The 18,103-nt window shown below is 40.7% G+C and carries 15 protein-coding genes; 7 read left to right on the forward strand and 8 right to left on the reverse strand.

The window, feature by feature from the left end; genetic code table 11:
* Window positions 1-3: 3 nt before the first annotated feature.
* The 3 genes from gcl to ACIPUA_RS22320 form a co-directional block, all read right to left on the reverse strand.
* Window positions 4-1,785 carry a glyoxylate carboligase gene (gene gcl, locus ACIPUA_RS22310; protein WP_104872846.1) on the reverse strand — a complete coding sequence of 594 codons (1,782 nt, stop codon included), beginning with the start codon at window positions 1,783-1,785 and terminating at the stop codon, window positions 4-6.
* A 178-nt stretch (window positions 1,786-1,963) separates the two neighbouring features.
* Window positions 1,964-2,770 carry an IclR family transcriptional regulator domain-containing protein gene (locus ACIPUA_RS22315; protein ID WP_006661242.1) on the reverse strand — a complete coding sequence of 269 codons (807 nt, stop codon included), beginning with the start codon at window positions 2,768-2,770 and terminating at the stop codon, window positions 1,964-1,966.
* 74 nt (window positions 2,771-2,844) lie between these two features.
* Complete coding sequence (locus tag ACIPUA_RS22320; RefSeq protein WP_104872847.1) at window positions 2,845-3,330, reverse strand: ureidoglycolate lyase; 486 nt, start codon at window positions 3,328-3,330, stop codon at window positions 2,845-2,847.
* 324 nt (window positions 3,331-3,654) lie between these two features.
* On the opposite strand from ACIPUA_RS22320, the gene allS reads away from it, so the two are divergent.
* Window positions 3,655-4,581 carry an HTH-type transcriptional activator AllS gene (gene allS, locus ACIPUA_RS22325; RefSeq protein ID WP_104872848.1) on the forward strand — a complete coding sequence of 309 codons (927 nt, stop codon included), beginning with the start codon at window positions 3,655-3,657 and terminating at the stop codon, window positions 4,579-4,581.
* 11 nt (window positions 4,582-4,592) lie between these two features.
* On the opposite strand, the gene ACIPUA_RS22330 is transcribed toward allS, so the two are convergent.
* From ACIPUA_RS22330 to fdrA, 5 genes are read right to left on the reverse strand one after another with little or no spacing between them, the layout of a single operon-like run.
* Window positions 4,593-5,429: an aldo/keto reductase gene (locus ACIPUA_RS22330; protein ID WP_004261547.1), complete on the reverse strand. Its 837-nt coding sequence runs from the start codon at window positions 5,427-5,429 to the stop codon at window positions 4,593-4,595.
* A 33-nt stretch (window positions 5,430-5,462) separates the two neighbouring features.
* Window positions 5,463-6,365 carry a carbamate kinase gene (locus tag ACIPUA_RS22335; protein WP_104872849.1) on the reverse strand — a complete coding sequence of 301 codons (903 nt, stop codon included), beginning with the start codon at window positions 6,363-6,365 and terminating at the stop codon, window positions 5,463-5,465.
* Window positions 6,366-6,390: 25 nt separating this feature from the next.
* Entirely contained in the window at window positions 6,391-7,203 is an 813-nt protein-coding gene (locus ACIPUA_RS22340; RefSeq protein ID WP_104872850.1) for a DUF2877 domain-containing protein, read from the reverse strand.
* A gap of 32 nt (window positions 7,204-7,235) precedes the next feature.
* Complete coding sequence (locus tag ACIPUA_RS22345; RefSeq protein ID WP_104872851.1) at window positions 7,236-8,501, reverse strand: YlbE family protein; 1,266 nt, start codon at window positions 8,499-8,501, stop codon at window positions 7,236-7,238.
* A gap of 10 nt (window positions 8,502-8,511) precedes the next feature.
* A complete protein-coding gene (gene fdrA / locus ACIPUA_RS22350) occupies window positions 8,512-10,182 on the reverse strand; it encodes an acyl-CoA synthetase FdrA (RefSeq protein ID WP_104872852.1) in 1,671 nt (556 codons plus the stop codon).
* Between the two features lie 358 nt (window positions 10,183-10,540).
* Here fdrA and allD point away from each other — a divergent pair, with 358 nt between their 5' ends.
* The 6 genes from allD to ACIPUA_RS22380 all read left to right on the forward strand — a co-directional run bounded on the left by allD (window position 10,541) and on the right by ACIPUA_RS22380 (window position 17,308).
* On the forward strand, window positions 10,541-11,587 hold the full coding sequence (allD, locus tag ACIPUA_RS22355) for an ureidoglycolate dehydrogenase (RefSeq protein WP_104872853.1): 1,047 nt from the start codon (window positions 10,541-10,543) through the stop codon (window positions 11,585-11,587).
* A 235-nt stretch (window positions 11,588-11,822) separates the two neighbouring features.
* Window positions 11,823-13,055 (forward strand): allantoate deiminase, encoded by a 1,233-nt coding sequence (gene allC / locus ACIPUA_RS22360; protein ID WP_036958433.1) that lies wholly within the window; start codon window positions 11,823-11,825, stop codon window positions 13,053-13,055.
* A 58-nt stretch (window positions 13,056-13,113) separates the two neighbouring features.
* Window positions 13,114-13,899 carry a (S)-ureidoglycine aminohydrolase gene (gene allE, locus ACIPUA_RS22365; RefSeq protein WP_004261565.1) on the forward strand — a complete coding sequence of 262 codons (786 nt, stop codon included), beginning with the start codon at window positions 13,114-13,116 and terminating at the stop codon, window positions 13,897-13,899.
* Window positions 13,900-14,056: 157 nt separating this feature from the next.
* Complete coding sequence (gene uraD, locus ACIPUA_RS22370; RefSeq protein ID WP_104873608.1) at window positions 14,057-14,635, forward strand: 2-oxo-4-hydroxy-4-carboxy-5-ureidoimidazoline decarboxylase; 579 nt, start codon at window positions 14,057-14,059, stop codon at window positions 14,633-14,635.
* Window positions 14,636-14,671: 36 nt separating this feature from the next.
* Window positions 14,672-15,553 carry an aspartate/glutamate racemase family protein gene (locus ACIPUA_RS22375; RefSeq protein ID WP_449060155.1) on the forward strand — a complete coding sequence of 294 codons (882 nt, stop codon included), beginning with the start codon at window positions 14,672-14,674 and terminating at the stop codon, window positions 15,551-15,553.
* Between the two features lie 720 nt (window positions 15,554-16,273).
* On the forward strand, window positions 16,274-17,308 hold the full coding sequence (locus tag ACIPUA_RS22380) for a hypothetical protein (protein ID WP_449060156.1): 1,035 nt from the start codon (window positions 16,274-16,276) through the stop codon (window positions 17,306-17,308).
* Window positions 17,309-18,103: the final 795 nt, after the last annotated feature.

Consider the following 18,103-nt stretch of genomic DNA (forward strand, 5'->3'; position numbering starts at 1 on the left):
CCCTTATTTGTATTGGTAAAACGCTGTTGCCGTTGGTGCATCCGCTTCAGATGTTGCAACTTCTTCAAACTCAGTCACGTTATCCAGCTCAGTACCCATCGAAATATTGGTGACGCGCTCCAAAATGATTTCCACAACAACAGGCACACTGAACTCTTCCATCAGTTGTTCAGCTTGTTTAAATGCAGGTGCAATGTCTTCTGGTTTGAATACGCGAATAGCTTTACAACCCAAGCCTTCAACCACTTTAACGTGGTCAACACCGTACTCTCCCAATGCTTCATTATTAATATTTTCAAATGAAAGCTGGACACAGTAATCCATATCAAAGCCACGTTGGGACTGGCGGATCAGACCTAAGTAGGCGTTATTCACGACAACGTGGATGTATGGTAGTTTAAACTGCGCACCGACCGCCAATTCTTCAATCATAAATTGGAAGTCATAATCGCCAGAAACGGCAACGATTTTACGTTTAGGATCAGCAGCACGAACACCCAGAGTTGCTGGCAGAGTCCAACCTAATGGGCCTGCTTGACCACAGTTGATCCAGTGGCGTGGTTTAAATACATGTAACATTTGAGCCGCAGCAATTTGCGATAAACCAATGGTTGTGACATAGCAAACATCACGGCCAAATGCTTTGTTCATTTCCTCGTAAACGCGTTGTGGTTTTACAGGCACATTATCAAAATGCGTTTTACGTAACATAGTACGTTTACGCACTTGGCACTCATCCACCCACTTATTGTAATCAGGTAAAGAGCCTGCTTTTTTACGTGCTTTTGCACGCTCAACCAACAGTTCTAAAGCCGCTTTAGCATCAGACACGATCCCTAAATCAGGGCAGAAGATACGGCCAATTTGCGTTGGCTCGATATCAATATGTACCGTTTTACGGTCGCCGACATATTTCTCGATAGTGCCGGTATGGCGGTTTGCCCAGCGGTTACCGACTCCTAATAAGAAATCAGATTCTAATAAAGTGGCATTTCCATAACGGTGAGCCGTTTGTAAGCCCACCATACCTGCCATTAATTTGTGGTCATCAGGGATAGTTCCCCAGCCCATTAACGTTGGAATGACGGGTACGTTACAGATTTCAGCTAATTCTTGCAGTTTGTCTGCCGCATCTGCATTGATAACACCGCCACCGGAGATGATCAGTGGTTTTTTCGATGCGAACAACATATCCAGCGCTTTATCAACCTGAGCCACTGTCGCCGCAGGTTTGTAAGTTGGTAGTGGTTCATAGGTTTCTGGATCAAACTCAATTTCAGCGACTTGCACATCAAAAGGTAAATCAATTAATACCGGTCCCGGACGGCCTGAACGCATTAAATGAAAAGCTTGCTGCAATACGCGAGGAACCAATGCAGGTTCTAACACGGTTGTTGCCATTTTGGTGACAGGTTTTGCGATAGACTCGATATCAACAGCTTGGAAATCTTCTTTATGCAATTTCGCTCTTGGGGCTTGGCCTGTAATGCACAAAATAGGAATTGAATCAGCAGACGCGGAATACAATGCAGTGATCATATCGGTTCCCGCAGGGCCTGATGTACCAAGACACATCCCAATGTTACCCGGATTTGCTCTTGTATATCCCTCAGCCATGTGCGAAGCCCCTTCTACGTGGCGAGCTAGGTAGTGTTTGATCCCACCATGCTTGCGCATAGCGCTATAGAATGGGTTTATCGCGGCTCCAGGAACACCGAATGCCGTTGTGATCCCTTCTTTTTCCAGTACATACATTGCAGCATCAACTGCGCGCATCTTAGCCATAACAACTCCTATTTGGAAAATTTTTCCAACTTGATTTTTTATCTAAAAAAACCGTTTTTTAAAACGGGTTATCTATGTATTCTGTGCTCATTGGTTAGTCAGCGCGTTGATTATCAGCTAACTACCTGTTAAATATTGTCTTTTCAGCGGATGGTTAGCACCCGCTGGTCTCTTGTCTTTATTGGCGCTCACCTAATGCAGCGCTGATATCCGCAGCAACGTCACGAACCAGTTCTCCCAGCTCAGTAAAACGCTCTTCAGTTACCCTTGAACTCGGTCCTGAAATTGATATTGCCGCTATCACTGAATTATTACGATCAAATATCGGCGCAGCTAAACAATTAAGACCCAGTGCATGTTCTTCGCTATCAATGACATAGCCCAGCTCTTGATAATGCCCCAATGCCTTTCTCAACACATTGATACTGGTGATGGTTTTAGGGGTGAATTCCTGTAAGCCGGAACGTGTCACAAGCTCTAACATTTCTTCTTCATCAAGAGGGAACAATAACGCCTTCCCAGCCCCTGAAGCGTGTAATGGTAAGCGACTCCCTAAAGGTGCACACATTCTCACTAACGCATGGCACTCACATTGGCGGATCAGAACTGCATCCAAATTATTACGGATAGCCAGATTTGCCGTTTCGCCTGATAGCAGCATTAGCCTGCGCATAAATGGCCCTGCCACCGATACAACGTCCCTATCATTCATATAGGTCGCCCCAACCGTGAATGATTGAAGACCGATATGCCACCAGCCAAGCTGTGGGTCTTGAAAAATAAATTCTGCTTGCTCAAGGACTTTCAGTAAGCGAAATGTCGTTGATAAAGGTAAACCTAACTGCTCGGATAAAACGGAGACTGATGAGCTACCACCTGAGTTGGCCAGAAATTGAAGAATATCCAGCCCGCGCTCAAGTGCCTGCGCACCTTTTGGCGAACTTTTATCTGTCTGTGGTCTTCCTTTTGTGCGTGGTTCAGTCATTTATTTTTACCTTTTATGTTTGCTATCGGCAGAAAGGAGCCATATTAGCTAGCCCTTGTCGCCCAATAGAGTAGTTAAGGAAAAACTATTTGACAAGGCTCAGGGAGATCCTTAACGACACAATTATCTGCACCGCCTCTATCTACCGTTAAAAAATCCGTTTGTGATTGAAATGCATAAATCGGATGATGCCATACATCGCGGTGATAATTTACACCCTGCTTACCATTGGTGATAAATGCTCGCAAGGTACCAACAGGGATATCATCCCCCGGCTCAGCCACCACGACAATAAAACGCTCGCCATTCATTGGAATAAAAGCTTGGCTGGAAAGCGGATGCTTCTCTAAAAGTTTAACATTCATTGGAATATCAATGGGTTCTGAACGACTAATACTCATTAGAACTGGGCTTTCATCGGTAATCTCTGCTTTACCTAAAGCATGATAACGTTCTGTCGTACCCTCATTGATATGAAAAAATTCAGATCCTTCAACTTGGATGACGTCTCCATAGGGGGCAAACGCTTCCGGTGTCAGATCAGATAGAACAAGTTCCATTGTTTTCTCCTAACACGCTAAAAATTTTAAGCCACTGTTTTGTACAACCACCTACATGACAAAATCAGTTTATCAGGTTGTATTCCATTTAACACCAATTTTTGGAAAATTTTTCCACAAAGAATCACTGATCACATTTTTTTAATTTAAATAGAGCATAATCTTTTAATATTCAGTAGGATAACAATTACTAACAATTCTACAAGATTTATACCTATCACTTTCAATTAAGATGAAATTCACGTAGTGAGTGATGTGAAACAAAATGCAGATATAAAAAATATTATAATTTAGTTTTTCCTTTAGCTTTCGGGAGATGCAAACATGTTAGATCAAGAAACGATGACGACTTTCATCACCGTTGCACAGTGCCAGAGCTTTTCTCAAGCCGCAAAACAACTGTATAAAAGTACCGCAACCATCAGCTATCGGATCAAAATCTTAGAAGAATATGTTGGAGTCCAACTTTTTACTCGAACGACACGAACCGTTAACTTGACCTCTGCGGGGGAATATCTCCTTGAGCATTGCCGTGAATGGCATAACTGGTTAAGTAATATGCCAAATCAGTTACGGCTGATTAATGAAGGTGTCGAACAAGAAATTACGATTGCAATTAATAACTTACTCTATGAGCCAAATGCCGTCGCTGACCTACTCCAACACCTAACCGAGCGCTTTCCTTTCACCCGCCTTAATATCACTCGGCAAGTGTATATGGGGGTATGGGATGCCCTACTCAGTAACAAATGTGATATTGCAATCGGTGTCCCAGGTTCTGAATCATTGGACAGCGACATGAATACCTTGTTTTTAGGCAAAATCGATTGGGTCTTTGCAGTTGCCAATCAACACCCTCTTGCCTCTATTAACGGTATTCTTAGCGATGAACAACTGCGTTGTTACCCGACTATCAATGTGGAAGATACCTCGCAAGTTTTATCCAAACGCACTGCATGGCTATTATCAGGCCAACGAGAAATCAAAGTGCCTGATATGAAAACCAAAGTACTCTGTCACCTAAAAGGAACGGGAATTGGCTTTTTACCTGCCTCTATTTGCAAACCCTATATTCAAAACCAACAACTGATTGAGAAATCAATAAAAAGGCCTAGAAGACCGTCCCCCTTATCCTTAGCTTGGAATAGCAATCAGCAAGGGGAAGTATTAAAAACGATCGTGAAACTGTTCAAACTGCGCGATCCCATCATCCAAAGCTTGCTGAGCCCAATTGACCCAGCGACAAAATAACGTTGAATGAATTACAAAATATCCAGATATTGCTTATGTGTTGGCGGTGGAAAGCTTTCATCCAATAAAGCAATATCGTCGTTGTCTAATACTAACTGGCAAGCGTGCGCATTTTGCAACATATGCGCCCTGCTACCTGACTCAGGAATAGCAACGATCCCATCGCCACGGATCACCCACGCTAATGCAACCGTTGCTGGCACGACCTGATATTTTTGCGCAATCATCTTCAACGTTGGATGTCTAAGTAATTGATTGCCGCTGCCGAGTGGTGAATAAGCCATTAATGGCATTTTTTTATGCCGACACCAGTTAAGTAATGAATAATCAATACCGCGGCTACCAAGGTTATATAGCACCTGATTTGTCGCACAATAACGTCCACCCGCGAGGTGATCATACATATCTTGCAGTTCATTGATATCAAAGTTAGATATTCCCCAATAACGAATTTTCCCAGCAGATTGCAGTTTTTCGAAACCATTAATAGTCTCTTCGAGAGGAATATCGCCAGCCCAATGCAGCAAGTAAAGATCAAGCCTATCCGTTTTTAACCGGCGCAAAGATGCCTCACAAGCATTAACTAATGCTTTACCTCCGGCATTGAAGGGATAAACTTTTGATACTAAAAACGTTTCATCGCGTCGTCCTGAAATTGCTTTACCAATTAACTGTTCAGAAGCCCCATTGCCATACATTTCAGCGCTATCAATTAATTTTAAGCCTACATCAAGGCCTGCTTGTATCGCTTCAATTTCTTCTTTTGCACTTTTCCGCTGCTGCCCCAAATTCCAACTACCCATGCCAATTGCGGGTAAAACATCATGACCAAATGAAACGTTTTTCATTAATACTTCCTTGATTATCAAAGCAATTAATCACTATGGTATAATTCTAGTGCCTGCCTCTCCTTTCAAGATAGCATCTATTTGCTTTAACGCACCAATATAAGCAGGTTTACCAGAACGCTGTACAAAACGGCTGACCGCCATCAATTTCGGTCCCATAGAACCATCATCAATTGCCATAGGGGCAACCTCTGCTACCGTTGCGCATCTAATCACGCTTTGCTCAGGAGTTCCCCAATTCCGATAGACGGCATCCGCATCGGTTAGAATAATTAGGTGGTCAGACTCAAGCACTTCTGCTAATAGTGCGGAGGATAAATCTTTATCGATAACCACCTCACTCCCACAAAATCCATTATCCTGCTGAATAACAGGAACACCACCGCCACCATTACAGATGACAATATGCTTTTGATCTAATAAGCATTTGATGGCATCAATTTCCAGAATGGCTTTAGGTTGAGGAGATGGAACAACCCGACGATAATATTTGCCATCGGGTTTAATCGCCCAACCTAGCTCAGCTTCTAAGCTTTCTTTTTCCTGCTTGTCATACACAGGGCCAATGTATTTAGTGGGGTTTTGATAAGCAGGGTCATTGCTATCAACTTCAACACGAGTGAGCAGCGTTGCTACTGGCTGTTTAGGGTGCTTGCGTCCCAGTTCTTGCATCAGCATATATCCAATCATTCCCTGACTTTCGGCCACTAAAATATCCAAAGGATAAGCAGGAACATCGGTATAAGCTAAATTTTGCAAGGCCAATAGCCCGACTTGAGGCCCATTGCCATGTACAATCACCACACGATATTTTTGTGCAAGTTGCCCCAAAGTACCCGCAATCGATGCGATAGCTTGGTATTGATTTTCAGCGGAAAGCACTTCTCCACGCTGCAGTAATGCATTGCCACCTAAGGCGATAACAATAGTTTCCATGTTTGTCCTTGTTTATTCGCGAACGTTAACCCATTTCATCCATACCCGCTAACCACACGCCTATTAACGTATCCGCACCAGAAAAATGGCCGACCTGAAGCAGCAAGCGAACCGCCTGTGATAATTTCATCGGCTGCACTAACGCAGTTGCTAATGTTTGTAGTGGAGTAGAAAAGATGCCCTGGGAAGCAAAACGTAAATAGTTCACACTGACCAGAGTCGTTAATGACCCTAAAGAAGGAGTATCTTGAAAAAAGTTTGGTAAGCTGTCGCTGTCAATCTCTGGATTAAGAAAGGTGACCAATAGCATACCTATTAAGATATCATCAAAGCTTGGTGTTAACCCCGGCCCTCTTCCAATTATCGACTGCCAATCAATACGTTCACCTTGAAGGTATCGTTGATAGTTTGCTTTTAATTCTTTTAGCTCTCGACATAATGGGCCGGTTGTCGCTTCACTCAAACTGCCGTGTAAACCACTTTTCGCTTTCGATTGCCTTAAGATATCCCATAGCGCTGTAAACGTTCCATCAGGGAGTTTTTGTGGCACCAACTTGAGCGATAAGTGTTCTTTTGGCGCAATGAGTTGCCAGTTAGGGCTGACCAATCGATCGTTTTTATACTCAACAAACTCATTCTCATCATTAAAAATAGCTTGAAAATCAGTATCAGAGACCATCCAGCCCATTGGGCTTAATCCTCGACCATAGCGATGTAATGTCAATAATTCACCTGAAGGAGTGACAAAATTAAGTGCATGATTAAAGCGTCCAACGCAATTCAATATTCCTGTTTCTTTAGGTAAGTGAGCGCTAACGGACAGTGCTTGCATGATCATTTTTAAACTCCTTCAGAGTGAAAATTATCGATTTATTCGCTGATACCCATTTTTTCAGCTAGCGCAACAATCGCTTTTTCAAAGCAAGCCAGTGGTGCTCTTACCGTACCCGCACCAATCTGACCAATCCCTGCTTCTTTATGTGCGATCCCTGTATTGATGAGCGGTGTTATACCCGTTTCTACGACTCTACGCGCATCCAGCCCAATACACGCGCCTTGGAAATCCCAAGTCGGAATTTGCAGCATCATGTTGTGTTCTAAGTAAATTTCAGTCATTTCCTCAGACACATCTAATGCGGCGCTCATACCACCACTTGCACCAACAAAACGTGTAACACCCGGTGCTGCTACCATCGCTGCACCGCCGATACCGAACGCCTCAGTGATTGCGCTGTCACCAATATCTGGGTTGGCATCAGCTTGGCTGTAACCTGAGAAAAAGAGACCTTCCGGTGTGTTAACTGGCGCAGTAAACCACTGATCACCCATACCGCTGATTTTCACACCAAAGTTTTTACCATTACGCGTTAATACGGTCACAATGGTGCCATGCTGAATTTCAGCGCCAGCATCCATCGCCGATTTGCAGTAAGCCATTGCAAGATTGAGGAAAAATTGGTCTGTGATACTTAAAAATTGCATCACTTGCTGAAGTTCAATTTTATCGATATCCAGCGCACTCATGATTGGTGCCAGTTGTCTTAATAACAATGCTGAAGTGGCAATGTTGCGTTGGTGGAATTCATCACCCATGGTAATGCCTTGTGCCATCACCGCCGTTAAATCAATGCCATTTTCTAACGTTTGTAAGGTTTTTTTCAGAACAGGACCTAATGAATCACGCATCCAGCGATGACGTACTTGCACATCTTCACCATATGCCCCAAAACGCATGACTTTACCGATTCCTTCATTCATGTTGCAATATGCAACGTTGCCATGGGTCATATTCTTGACAACTAACATAGGCATGTTGGCGGAAGTAATTCCCCCCATTGGCCCCACTGCTTTTACACTGTGACAAGGAATAAATTCAATCTCGCCATTATTCAATAGGTTAAGTGCTTGATCTTCATTATCGGCCCATTTCTCGAATAAACACGCACCGATACAAGCACCACGCACTGGACCACTCATTTCTTCCCAAGTTACAGGTGGGCCCGCATGCAGTAATTTTTTGCCTTGTTGCAAAGTTGGGATGAGATCTTTTGCAGGTTCAACACTTTGCCAAAAAGGACGAGCGGCACGAATACGTTCAATTACTGCGGTATTTGCTTCTTCAATCGTTGAGTACATATCCAAACCCTTATTTCAATTTTTTCAGAATATTAGCTAATTTTTTATTCCCACCAGCGACTGGAGCCCACTGGTAGTGAACAACTGGAATATCATTGGCTTGTAAGTCATCCGCAAAGCTGCGTACGCCCGCGTTAATGACCGAAACGCTTTGCAGGATATCTTGTTCTTTTTGGGGGAATACAATCACAGGTGGAGAGATAATATTGCATGCCAGCGTCACCGCTTCAGGCAGTGAATTCATCACCGCAATACCGGCCTCTTCTAGATAAGCGATTTGTTCGGAGCGCACTTGAGGATCTTGCTCAGTCCCCGTCACGGTAGCGATAACCGCAATCGGTGAGCTACTTGGACGACTTTCTCTTAATGCTTTGATTTCTTTGGCTAGTGTTTGAGCGGAATCTATTTGAGCACCGTAACCAATAACCACATCCAGCAATAACACCCCAACATCATTTTTCTGAGCAAACGCAGCAATTTGCTGGTTGCGAGTAGAAGGGTCAATCATTGGGTGAGGCTTGCCTTGTGTATAAAAGTCATCACCTAAATCTATAATTCTGTGGCCATCTTGATTAAGCATCATTCCCTGATCGTGAGCTGCGTCTGTTTGCAGTCCTAATTTTTCTGCCAATAACATTGCGCACTCAGCCGCGAGTGTCCCCCCAGCATATAGGCCTGAAATTTTCTTGCCCTTTGCTTGCGGTTGAAATGCTGCTGCTTTTTCAACACGGCCAAGCATGGCCGCAACACGTGCAGTTTCATCCAATGTTTCAGTAAAGTATAAATTTCCATCCTGTTTGATTTCGGGTTTTGTCCCGAGGAATAATGCGACAACTGGTTTTCCTTGAGCCTTAAGCTTATCAATCACTTTGCTACGGATTTCTTTGGCTGGAGGCTTAGAAACAAAGGCGATAACATCACTCTGCGGATCAGATGCGAGTAATTCAATGGCGGTCATGGCACTGACGCCACCAATTTCCGCCGTTAAATCACGACCACCTAATCCAATCGCATTGGTGATACCTTGTCCCGCAAGCGTAATTTGAGATATCAGCTCTTGAATACCAGTTCCCGATGCCCCAATAATGCCGATGTTTCCTTGTGGTGCTACGTTAGAAAACGCTAATGGTGCCCCGGCTAAGTAAGCCGTACCGCAGTCTGGTCCCATCACTATCAGACCACGTTCGCTTGCTTTCAGTTTTAATCTACGCTCATCCGCTTGCGACACATTATCGGAGAACATCATGACGTTACAGCCATCATCTAATGCTTGGTCAGCCAGCTCTGCGGCAAACTCCCCTGCAATAGAAACTAATACAACATTGGCATTTGGAAGCTTATTCTTGGCCATTCGCCAACTACGAACACGCTTGAGTTTTTTCCCCGTTTGCTGCTGTCCTTGAGCCAATGCTTTGAGTGATTCATCCAGCGCTTGTGCAATTTCATCAACAATAGCGGTATCTGCAGATTCGGTTTTAATCGCAACACAGATATCATTCGGTGTTGCGTCATCAAAGGATGAATGCCAAAATCCGGTCGCATCAAGTAACGACTTATTTGCTGGTGTTCCCATCATGACGGAGATTTCTGAAACATTTGGAGATTCACTTAGTTTTCGAGATATCAGCATTAAGCTCACTGAATCTTGGAAGCTCCCTTTTTTTATGAAAGCATGGATCATAGTGACATCCTTTAAACAACTTTTATTAATTGAAGTTTTATTTACTCAATATATGAGATGAAAAAGTAAATAGGCATTTATTGAAAAATAAAATTACAAATAAACCTTACAAATAAGTTGAGAATGCTCACACTTTATATATTGTTAGAAATTCCTTTAAAATACACTGGACATTAAAAGAAAAAACACCAAATTTAAAACTATTAGATTCGTTCTAATAATTAAGGGGCTATTTGCATAATTTTTTATAAAATCAAATAAAAATAATCTAGATCACATTTATAGATAATTTAGTTGTTACATTGGTATCAGCAAAGAGTTTTATTAAACTTCGAAAACACTAAAGGGTTATTTATGTATGAAAGTTTCTAAAGAAAAACTCCATCAGCTCATCGCTAATAAAATCCATGCAGCAGGATTATCTAAAGATCATGCTGATATCGTTTCTGATGTTCTTGTCCATGCCGATGCAAAGGGTATTCACTCCCACGGTGCAGTGCGTGTCGAATATTATGCAGAGCGCATTTCGAAAGGTGGCACAAATAACTCACCTAATTTTACTTTTGATAAAACAGGTCCTTGTAGTGCTGTCTTTGACGGTGATAACGGCGCAGGCCACGTTGCTGCAAAACTGAGTATGGACGAAGCCATTAAAATGGCAGAAGAAAATGGGATTGCAGTGGTAGGAGTGCGCCGTATAGGTCACAGCGGCTCATTATCTTATTTTGTTCAACAGGCTTCTAGTGCTGGCATGATAGGTATTTCAGTTTGTCAGTCAGACCCGATGGTGGTTCCTTATGGTGGTGCTGAAACCTACTATGGTACTAACCCTATCGCATTCTCAGCGCCGGGTGAAACAGATAATATCACTTTTGATATGGCGACTACCGTACAAGCCTGGGGCAAAGTGTTAGATGCTCGTTCAAAAAATGCAAAAATTCCAGATACTTGGGCTGTAGATAAAGACGGTAACCCAACAACAGATCCATTTGCAGTAACGGCATTAGTCCCAATTGCAGGGCCTAAAGGTTATGGCTTGATGATGATGGTCGATATTCTCTCCGGTGTATTACTTGGACTGCCTTTTGGTAAACACGTCAGTTCCATGTACCACGATTTAACGCAAGGAAGAGAGCTGGGCCAATTACATATTGTTATCAACCCTGCTTATTTTACTGACCCTGTGATGTTCCGCAAACACATCACTCAAGTCATGAATGAACTCAATGCCGTTAAGCCTGCTCCAGGCTTCGATCAGGTTCAATTCCCAGGACAAAATAGCTTAGCAAGAGAAAAACAAAGTGAAGTAAATGGTATCGATATTGTCGATGAAATTTATGATTATTTGGTTTCTGATGATATTTACCAAAAATCCTATGACAATAAATCACCATTTGCCAGCTAAATAAATACGGAAATACGATGATTAATCGGATCTCCTGCCAATATTTATTGCATCGTTCTACCCCTAATCACTCGATAAATAAGAGATTAGGGGTTCCTTGCCAAATATAACAAAAATACAGTAGAACCATTAATTATTTTCTTTTGCCTATGAAAACAAATATCGCGCTTTAGTGACAACACAAACTGTTTTGTTGCTACAGCACACAGTATAAAAATCACTAGGTGGTATGAATATGAAGGACTTTACAAAAGAAGTTAAAGAAACTTCAAATTGGCTGTCTCAACACGGCGCGGTAGAAAATAATGGCATGACGCGCCTGCTTTATACTCAAGAATGGGTTAGTGCACAAAGAGCGTTAAAAAATGCATTCGAAAGTTCAGGTCTATATGCCTATTACGATGATATTGGCAATCTGTTTGGTCAACTCAAGGGCCGTAAATATCCAGATCAAGTGATTTTATCAGGATCACATATCGATACCGTTATTAATGGTGGAAATCTAGACGGGCAATTCGGAATTGAAGCCGCCTTTATAGCTTTAGATTATCTGCAAAAAACATATGGCCAGCCACTCAGAACATTAGAGGTTGTTTCCTTAGCGGAAGAAGAAGGTAGCCGCTTCCCTTACGTGTACTGGGGTAGCAAAAATATTGTCGGTATCGCCAAAAAGGAAGACGTTAAACATATTTCAGATGCTGAAGGGGTCAATTTTGTCGACGCAATGTCGCAAGCTGGTTTTAAATTTCGCCCCGCCAACCAAAAACCTCGCAGTGATATTAAAACCTTTGTTGAATTACATATTGAACAAGGTAACGTTCTTGAACGTGAACATATTACAATTGGCGTTGTGAATAGCATTGTTGGTCAACGTCGTTACAATATAACCTTAAAAGGTGAAGCCAATCACGCAGGCACAACGCCAATGGGGTATCGCAAAGATACTATCTGTGCCTTCAGCCGTATTTGTTATGAATCCACTGAAAAAGCCAAACAGTATGGTGACCCATTAGTACTCACGTTTGGTCGAGTAGTTCCCCACCCAAATACGGTGAATGTGGTCCCAGGCCAAACTGATTTTACGATTGATTGTCGCCATACCGATAAAGCAACGCTAGTTGAATTCACCGCTATGATAGAGAACGATATTCAACGAATTTGCGCTGAAATGGGTATTGAGGTAAAAATCGACCTCTGGATGGACGAAGCACCAATTCCAATGGATGAGCAGCTAGTTACTTTCGTAAAAAAAATTTGTGATGAAAATCAATATAGCTATAAAGTCATGCACAGTGGTGCTGGCCATGACTCACAAATATTTGCCCCTATTGTTCCAACCGTCATGATGTTCGTTCCCAGCATTAAAGGGATCAGCCATAATCCTGCGGAAGCCACTACATTAAGCGATCTCGCTGAAGGAGTGAAATTACTGACGGAAGTTTTATATAAATTGGCCTATCTGGAATAGATGTTCTGCAACATATAGCCAAAAAAACAAATAATGAAATTACTTAGGAGAGGTTAAAATGGGTTATTTAGATAATCAAATTGGCTACCCAAATGATATTTTGGCGTCACGTGCAATTATCAAAAAAGATAATTATGCCATCATTCCACCTAACGGGGTTGTTTGTAATATCATTCCCGGTTTTACTGACTGTAATATGACAATTTTATCCACCCCAAAATTAGGAGCTAGCTTTGTTGACTACGTCGGAACCTTATTCAATGAAGGTGGTAACTTAGCGGGTTTTGGTGGCGGTAAAATTGAATGTATTATTTATGTCATTGAAGGCGAACTAATTGCTTATTCTGATAAAGATGAACATAAATTAACCCAAGGTGGTTACCTGTATTGCCCAGCGGGTGTCACCATGCGCTTTAAAAATAATAACAAGGGTAACCCTTCACAAATATTTTTATACAAACGCGTTTATGAACCAACAGAGGGCCATAAAGCACACGTGGTTTGTGGTAACGTCAATGAGCTTCCTAAAATTGATTATGAAGGAATGCACAACGTCCATTTACAAGACTTATTACCTAAAGACCTTGGTTTTGATATGAATATCCATATTCTAACCTTCCAACCAGGTGCTAGCCACGGTTATATCGAAACCCATTATCAAGAACATGGTGCGTTAATATTATCGGGTAAAGGTATGTATAACCTCGATAATGATTGGGTTCCTGTCAAGAAAGGCGATTATATTTTTATGGCATCATATGCACTGCAAGCAGGTTATGCTGTTGGCGACGAAGAATTTAGCTATATTTATTCTAAAGATTGTAACCGTGATATTGAACTATAATTTCAAATAACTATTTTGCAATTCATTATCTATATTCTAAATTATTTGAATTGTAAGAAAACAGAATAGTCTCACTCGCAATCAAAGGCATTAATAAATAATGCCTTTGATTTCTTTAAAATTAAAATCAACTTTACCATTATATAAAGGAATAGATATGAAATTAATTAAATGCGCTTTAATTTCTTTGCCTTTGTTACTTTCTGCACACTATGTAACTGCCAGTCAAGTTTATAATATTGATGAAGTAAATAAAATGAGTGTTAATGATTACGAAAAAACATTCTCGAATATTTTTGAAGATACAACGTGGCCTATTGTCGAGAGTGCCTCTAAACGCCCTTTTACTGGGTTTGTTAATATGTATATTGATCTTGTTAATGTGGTTGAAAAATCGGGAGCAGAGAAACAATTAGAGCTCATTAAATCTCATCCTCAATTAGCGTGCAAAAATTTGCGCAATAATAACATCGCAGCCTTATCACAAGGGGAACAATCAGGTGCTGGGCTCAATGAATGCACAGAGGAAGAGGCCAAAGAACTAGCTAAATTAAATAAAGAATATAATGAAAAATTTGGTTTCCCTTTTTTATTGGCCGTTAAAAAAGCCACTAAACAACAAATTTTCTCTTCTCTTAAAACCAGAATCAATAATACCAGAGATCTAGAATTTAAAATTGCCTTACAGCAAGAATACAAGATTGTCCTATTTCGTTTATTAGATACCGTTCAATAATCACATTTATGTTATTTCAACTAAGGACAGTTCAAAATGAATATGAATAGCAGCCGTAGAAATTTTATACTCGGAGCATCGGCTTTAGCGACTATAGCGGTTACCCAAAAAACTATCGCATCTACCGACTCAACGGCCAATAATTTAATGAAAAAAATACGTTTATTAGTCATTAATCCAAATACTTCTGAGAAATTTACTCAGCTCATCGTCTCTGAAACACGTAAAGCTGCAGGAGATAATGTCGAGGTTGTTGGGCTAACATCCAGTTTTGGGCCTGACTATATCGGCAGCGAGGTTGCTATCGGTATCGCAATGCATTCACTCATTGATATGATGGCTAAACAACTTAAAAAAGACGCACAATTTGATGCCGCGATTATTGCAGGTTTCGACTGCGGCGAAGCCTCTATTTTACAAGAGATGGTGCCTTTTCCCGTCATCGGCTTACTCGAAGCATCTCTGTCCACTGCCCTGCTATTTGGACGTAAATTTTCAATTCTCTCGGGAGGCGAAAAATGGAAGCCTATTTTGGAAAAACAAGTTGAAAATTTTGGCCTAGCAAACCGGTTAGCTTCCGTGAGAACTGTTTCAATGACAGGTGCAGAAATCGTTAACAATCCAGATAAAGCTTATGAGATGATAGTGAAACTCAGCGATACCTGTGCACAAAAAGATGGGGCATCCTGTGTCATTTTGGGGGGAGCTGCACTCGCAGGTTTCCCCGCAATCCTTCATGAGCGAGTAAGTGTTCCACTGATTGATAATCTCGCAGTAACCATTTCAACGGCACTCACTCTAGCAAAGTACGTTCCCCAGCCAAATAGTAACCAGCAAACGCCATCACCTAAAATGGGCAGCCAAAATTTATCACCAGAACTTTCTGATTTTCTTTTAAAAAAACAACAGATTAGTTAAAATTACACCAATGAATTTATCGAAGGTACTATTAATATCTATATGAATACGTCTCAATTAATGAAGATGGATATTAAAACTTATGTTAACCGAAAAATATTATGGCCCGCATTAGGCATGTGGGCCTTTTTTAGTTTAATTTCTAATAGACTAATTATAATTCACCTTCAGCAAAACCCACATTTCACACTAATTATCAATAAGTTAAAGTTTCTGGTTAATTTAAATTATGGCCAATAATATTCAATACCGTAAGAACCAAGGATGTTATTCTAGGTTTTAAACAACATTATTCATATCCTGAACAACATCCATTATGTTTTATACAAGAGCCAATAATGAATAAACCTTGAAGGTTATTAGAAAATTAATAGTATTACAGCCACTATGAATATTTCCAATATGAAAAATTATACCTTATTTAAAGCTAACCGAAAAAAATATAGTTTTTTACGTGAATTTAAGTAATCATAGACTCAAGAAATAAACTAATTCATTTTTAGGCACCTTATTAGGCACTTTTGAAAAGTTGAATTGAACATTAGCACTATAAAATCATTTAGTTAAGCGACGAATTCAGACTCCGCCAGCTCCACCAAATAAATCAAGGGGTTGCGTGAAAACGCAGCCCCTTTGTTTTATCTAATGTCCACATTGCGTCCGTCACTCCATAAAAAACATATTGTAGAATATTAATTTATTGATGAAGGTTGAGCTCTCATGAATGAAAAGCAATCACAGACATTAAGTGCTGAAAAGCTTTATGAAAATGCCTTAATATCTATACAGCTAGGCATAGAAGATTTCAAAAAATCCCAATTACCTCTTGATGATGGCGGGAATCCATTTCGCACGCTATCAGCGATACGGAATCTTTATGCAGGAATGCTTCTACTATTTAAATACAAAATCATCATATCCGTAGATTCAGAAGAAGATGCTTATCAATTAATATTCTCACCTCCACATAAAATATTACCTCATCCTGACGGGCAAGGTGGGGTAATTTGGAAACCTGACGGAAAATTCAAGCAAACAACAATTGACGTAGAAGGTATCAAACAACGATTTGAAAAATTTGAAATTGTTGTTGATTGGGAGGCGATTTTAAAATTACAAAAAAGTCGTAATGATTTAGAGCACCTACATCCTAAAAACTCACATGGCGAGCTTGCCAACTTTGTAGCAGATTTATTTCCTATCCTGAACGATTTTATAACTAATGAATTAAGCGAGAATCCTACCGAATTATTAGGTCCATCTTGGTTAATAATGCTTGAGCATCAAGATTTCTACCAAAAGAAACTCTTTGAATGTAAAGAGTCTTGGCAAGATTCAGGTATCCCTCGAGGAATGTTTGAATTTTTAAATGAATGCAAATGTCAAGAATGTGGTTCCAGCCTCTTAATAGCAAACAATGAAGATATTGAAAATGGTTATACCGTTGATTCAGATGAAGATAAATTTAAATATAACTGTGTTTCCTGCAACTACTCCGATCTTATTGCACCTTTATTAATAAACGAATTTGACCACAAATTTTTCTATTGGCCCCCAAATGGAGATGATCCAACCTACGAGAAATGTGTAGAATGCATGCATGATACATTTGTTATCCAAGAGCAAGTGTGTCGTTGGTGCGATCACGAGCTAGGTTACACTCGCTGCAATTCATGTGATGTTATCCTTACACAGGATGACCAAGATTGCTCTGGTCTATGTGCAGATTGTAATTATAGAATGAATAACCATTAATCAAATTTCTAATTGCCTTCTTAGATAATAAGCTAAGGTTATACCTGTTACATTCGAATCTTTAGCTATACCTGTCATAATTTTTGCTTTCTATTTTCTCTAAGCCGCATAATTACTGACTTCATGAAATTATGCGGCTAATTCTGAGCTTCAATCAAACTCACGCAAAATAGAGGTTTTCTATATTTTTCATTGTGTTGTGATTTTGATGCGATCTATTCAGTGATCCAAAAACTGAAATCTCCTGAAATTCTTTTCACTCATTTCAGTTTGAGATTTTCGGCAACGCCCTAGTGCTAGCGCGGCTTGGCGATATGTTTTGTAGAATTTCAAAACTGAAATAAAGTTTAGATCCAAATTGTGCAGGCGGGTGCGGTGTAGTGCATTTTACGTGGTAGGTAACTTTATTTCGTGGGGTAGCGCTGCATCTGCGCCATGCTGTTGATGTGATCCAAATAAAAGGTTGCTTAATGTGGTTTGGGTGTTGGTAGGCTGTCGGTGGTGTATAGGCTCACCCATGATGGACTACAAATATTAAAGGCTACCGATGATAAGTCGGTAGCCTTAGTTACGATCCGATTATAAGAAATAACGGATTAGTTTTAGCATAGGCAATATCACTGCTAAAACCATGATTGTGATGTCTAACATCTCTTTCATACGTGTCCTTCCTTGGTCACAAGGAAGGCCGATAGCCCTAACTTTTGCCTATGTTTGCCTGTCCAGTTAGGCTTCTCAGTTGTTAGCTTAGAAATATCGGACTTCCCATCTAAGGCTATGAATCACCATCACATG

This window comes from Providencia sp. AGC89 (assembly GCF_053543535.1).

Bases quoted from the DNA above. Each gene is read 5' to 3' on its own strand.
- gcl (WP_104872846.1), bottom strand. From the start codon at position 1,785: ATGGCTAAGATGCGCGCAGTTGATGCTGCAATGTATGTACTGGAAAAA.
- ACIPUA_RS22315 (WP_006661242.1), bottom strand. From the start codon at position 2,770: ATGACTGAACCACGCACAAAAGGAAGACCACAGACAGATAAAAGTTCG.
- ACIPUA_RS22320 (WP_104872847.1), bottom strand. From the start codon at position 3,330: ATGGAACTTGTTCTATCTGATCTGACACCGGAAGCGTTTGCCCCCTAT.
- allS (WP_104872848.1), top strand. From the start codon at position 3,655: ATGTTAGATCAAGAAACGATGACGACTTTCATCACCGTTGCACAGTGC.
- ACIPUA_RS22330 (WP_004261547.1), bottom strand. From the start codon at position 5,429: ATGAAAAACGTTTCATTTGGTCATGATGTTTTACCCGCAATTGGCATG.
- ACIPUA_RS22335 (WP_104872849.1), bottom strand. From the start codon at position 6,365: ATGGAAACTATTGTTATCGCCTTAGGTGGCAATGCATTACTGCAGCGT.
- ACIPUA_RS22340 (WP_104872850.1), bottom strand. From the start codon at position 7,203: ATGATCATGCAAGCACTGTCCGTTAGCGCTCACTTACCTAAAGAAACA.
- ACIPUA_RS22345 (WP_104872851.1), bottom strand. From the start codon at position 8,501: ATGTACTCAACGATTGAAGAAGCAAATACCGCAGTAATTGAACGTATT.
- fdrA (WP_104872852.1), bottom strand. From the start codon at position 10,182: ATGATCCATGCTTTCATAAAAAAAGGGAGCTTCCAAGATTCAGTGAGC.
- allD (WP_104872853.1), top strand. From the start codon at position 10,541: ATGAAAGTTTCTAAAGAAAAACTCCATCAGCTCATCGCTAATAAAATC.
- allC (WP_036958433.1), top strand. From the start codon at position 11,823: ATGAAGGACTTTACAAAAGAAGTTAAAGAAACTTCAAATTGGCTGTCT.
- allE (WP_004261565.1), top strand. From the start codon at position 13,114: ATGGGTTATTTAGATAATCAAATTGGCTACCCAAATGATATTTTGGCG.
- uraD (WP_104873608.1), top strand. From the start codon at position 14,057: ATGAAATTAATTAAATGCGCTTTAATTTCTTTGCCTTTGTTACTTTCT.
- ACIPUA_RS22375 (WP_449060155.1), top strand. From the start codon at position 14,672: ATGAATATGAATAGCAGCCGTAGAAATTTTATACTCGGAGCATCGGCT.
- ACIPUA_RS22380 (WP_449060156.1), top strand. From the start codon at position 16,274: ATGAATGAAAAGCAATCACAGACATTAAGTGCTGAAAAGCTTTATGAA.